At 42.8% G+C, this 2,660-nt stretch carries 3 protein-coding genes; 2 read left to right on the forward strand and 1 reads right to left on the reverse strand.

Going from position 1 to position 2,660, the window contains the following annotated elements; all coding sequences use genetic code 11:
• Both ccoG and A3763_RS28720 read left to right on the forward strand, forming a co-directional pair.
• Positions 1-824: cytochrome c oxidase accessory protein CcoG (gene ccoG, locus A3763_RS14890; protein WP_068760187.1), on the forward strand; the 824-nt coding region annotated here is incomplete at its 5' end.
• A 42-nt stretch (positions 825-866) separates the two neighbouring features.
• Positions 867-1,055: a FixH family protein gene (locus A3763_RS28720; RefSeq protein WP_068554747.1), complete on the forward strand. Its 189-nt coding sequence runs from the start codon at positions 867-869 to the stop codon at positions 1,053-1,055.
• A gap of 2 nt (positions 1,056-1,057) precedes the next feature.
• Here A3763_RS28720 and A3763_RS14900 read toward each other — a convergent pair whose 3' ends face one another.
• Positions 1,058-2,587, reverse strand: a complete 1,530-nt coding sequence (locus A3763_RS14900) for a methyl-accepting chemotaxis protein (RefSeq protein ID WP_068760189.1) — start codon at positions 2,585-2,587, stop codon at positions 1,058-1,060.
• Between the last annotated feature and the right edge of the window lie 73 nt (positions 2,588-2,660).

Here is a 2,660-nt window from a genome sequence, read left to right on the forward strand (position 1 = left end):
CCTGGGAAACTTTCTGGATCCTATTTTATGGTTTTGCGACTTATGGAAACTCTGGCTACCTCAGAGAACAGGTATGCTTATATATGTGCCCTTATGCACGCTTCCAAAGCGCCATGTTCGATAAGGACACTCTGATTGTCTCCTACGACGATGACCGTGGCGAGCCAAGAGTTAAGGGTAAAAAAAGAAAGGAAATGGCCGACCAGGCAGGTGACTGTGTTGACTGCTCTTTATGTGTGCAGGTCTGCCCTACTGGCATCGATATTCGCGAAGGCTTACAGTATGAGTGCATTGGCTGCGCAGCTTGTGTGGATGTATGTGACCAGGTAATGGAAAAAGTCTCGAAACCTCAAGGTTTGATTCGCTACACCACTGAACATTCCTTACATCACGAAAAAACTAAGATTCTTAGGCCGCGAATTGTCGCTTATGCTATTTTGTTAGTTGCTTTATTTGTTGCCTTTGTTATTGCCATTGCAATGCGTTCACCGCTAGCAGTTGATGTACTCAGAGATCGTGGTGCACTATACCGCGTTATCGACGCGTCTAATATTGAAAACGTCTATAACTTTAAGGTGATGAATAAAAGTAAGAATGCGCAAACATATCAAATTGATGTGTCCGGAATTGACGGCGCAAAGGTTTCTTACAATGAAGTGCAAAAAATAGCACCAGGCGAAGTTGGCAATGTTACCGTAACCGTTGCAAGCCCCGTAGCGTCTTTAGATAAACCTATTGAAACTCTTGAGTTTACAATCTCTACCAAGATTGAGGATGATATATATAAGGTTCAAGAAAGTTCTCGATTCTTCAGCCCAAGATAGCACCGTAATCACAATACCTACCCAGAGATGGAATATAACAATATGAACGATACAAATAATAAACCTCAAACTGCCTGGTATAAGCAGTTTTGGCCTTGGTTTTTAATAGCATTACCAGCATCAGTTGTTGTCGCGAGCATGTTCACAATCTCGATTGCTATAGATAGCGCGCCAATAATTACTGACCGTGAGATCGGGCGATTTGCCCGTGAAGAAGTGAAAGAACCTTAAGCTTATACTTGCAGTTTTCCGACGATGCTTTCAAGCTGATTAGCAAGATCAGCTATCCTCTTTGAGTCTTCGCTAACACTCATTGCATTAAGTAGAACGTGGTCGGCTCCTTTTTTGACTTCCTCTAGGCCATTGCTCACAGCGAGACTTGTTTGGCTCTGCTCTTCAGCGGCAGACGCCACGACAAGATTACTGCGATTGATACGATCACTTAGGGAGCGAATATCAGAGAATAAAGCAACCGTACGCTCCGAGCTCTCAACGCTGTTGTTTGCTGTCGAGGTACCTTGATCCATTACCCGAATAATATCGCTGGTTACACTTCGAATTGCATTTACAAGCTGCTGTATCTTCTCGCTCGACTCATGTGCATGTTGAGCGAGCGAACGAACCTCATCTGCAACCACCGCAAAGCCACGACCAGACTCTCCTGCTCTTGCAGCTTCAATTGCAGCATTGAGCGCCAAAAGATTAGTCTGTTCAGAGATTACCTGTATCTCGCTTGTTGTAGAATCTATTCTCTTCGTATCATCTTGCAAGGTTGATATCAAAGTCGAAACTTGGTCGATCTCCTGACTTAGCGTATGTGTAACATCCTTGGCTTGTTGGACTTCTAGCTCGCCCGAAGCAGTGAGATCAGCCGCAGACGAACTAACTTCATGCATCTCTGAAGCGCTGCTGGCCACTTCCTGTGCGGCAATTGTTAATTGCGCAATTGACTCTAGAATTGCCGCAGTTTCCTGCTGTTGCTCAGACATATCCCGCTCGGTTCGATTTGCATTCTCCTGAAGGCTTGCAGCAGATTGATGCAGCGATCCAGCAGTATCCATAAGCACTTTAACGGTACTTTGATAATTATCTTGCATGGCATTAAAAGCCTCAGCCATGTCGCCCACTTCATCAAGACAATCTATTTCTACTCTTGCAGTTAAGTCACCATTCTTCCTAACATGTCTCATAACTGATTTTAGATTATCAATATGACGTTCAAAGAAGGTAATCAAAATCTGTGAGCAGACTAAAAGAACTAACATCAAGACAAATACGACGGAGGCAAAATTGAGCGCTTGAGCTTTAAACATTTGTATCAAAGAAGGTTTAACGGCTACACGCGCAATGATTGCGCCATTGTCAAGACTCGCTTTTGTAAGAGTCACGGCAGGGAACTCATCGAGCCATCCACCACCAAAGGTAACAAGCAATTCTTTTGCATCGAGCGCCTTGTCGATAGACTCACTTGAAATTGAATTGTGAACATTTTTACCAGTAAAATAATCTTGCTGACCTGACTCACGGTAAATCAGGTTATTACTAGCTGCTGTCAATGCCCGGTACTCTAGTGGGTCCAACTCTTTTGAAATAGATAGTAAGCTATCGACAATATCAGCATTGTCCTCACGACTTTCATCCAAGATGAAAGAATGATTTATTGCAATGGAGGCAGCAACCATTAAACAAACAATGGTAAATGAAACCCCGTTTAACAACCAAAACTTATACTTTAAACGGAGATTCAAAAGAAACTTATACATATCTGGTAAGGCTCAATTAATTATTATCGTCAATAAAATAGCAGTATAGACCTAAACTTCGGATTCTAAAGGA

The organism is Oleiphilus sp. HI0128, from assembly GCF_001635365.1.